Below are 665 nucleotides of genomic sequence, written 5' to 3'. Positions count from 1 at the left end.
GGAGGAGGGGGCGGCCGCAGGCCGACCCCGGGGGACATTCGCCGGAAAGGGTATGGGCGCCCAGCGCCCGACCCACCGACCACCGCCGAGCGTGGCTCGGCGCTACCCACTCAGCGGACGCGTTCCCGTGCCAGCAACCCGTACAACGCCGAATCGGACAGCTCCCCGCCCACGCACCAGCGTTCGCGCAGCAGGCCTTCGCGCTGGAATCCGATGCGCTCCAGCACCTTGGCAGACGGTGCGTTGCGCGGATCGATCTCCGCTTCCAGCCGGCGCAGGCCGCGGTCATCGAACAGGTAGTCGACAAAGCACTGCAGCGCCTCGTGCATGTAGCCCTTGCCCTGTGCCTGCGGGGCGAGGTTGTAGCCGATCTCGGCGCGCCCGGAGGCCTCCTCGATGCCGAACACCACGCAGATGCCCAGCAGTGGGCCGTCGGCCTGCTCGCGGATGCCGAGCTTGAGCTGGATGCCCTCGTCCATCGCGGCGAGGTCGTCGAGGATCTGCGCGTAGGCCTGCTTCAACTCCGTCCAGGCCGCGTGGTTCCAGTAGCGCATCACCGTCGGGTCGGACTGGATGGCAAAAAGCGCGGTACCGTCGCTGGCGCGGATCGGGCTCAGCACCAGGCGCGCGCTGTGCAATTGCAGGGTCGAATCGAAGTGCATGGG

The 665-nt window shown here is 68.9% G+C and carries 1 protein-coding gene; it reads right to left on the bottom strand.

Features of this window, described 5'->3' with window-relative positions; translation table 11 throughout:
- Positions 1-110 precede the first annotated feature (110 nt).
- Positions 111-662 carry a GNAT family N-acetyltransferase gene (locus tag AC1DQP_RS21220; protein ID WP_478052521.1) on the bottom strand — a complete coding sequence of 184 codons (552 nt, stop codon included), beginning with the start codon at positions 660-662 and terminating at the stop codon, positions 111-113.
- Between the last annotated feature and the right edge of the window lie 3 nt (positions 663-665).

It is taken from the genome of Stenotrophomonas sp. P5_A8, assembly GCF_056400545.1.
Note: the sequence above shows the minus strand (reverse complement) of the source record. Positions and strands in the feature narration are given on the sequence as shown.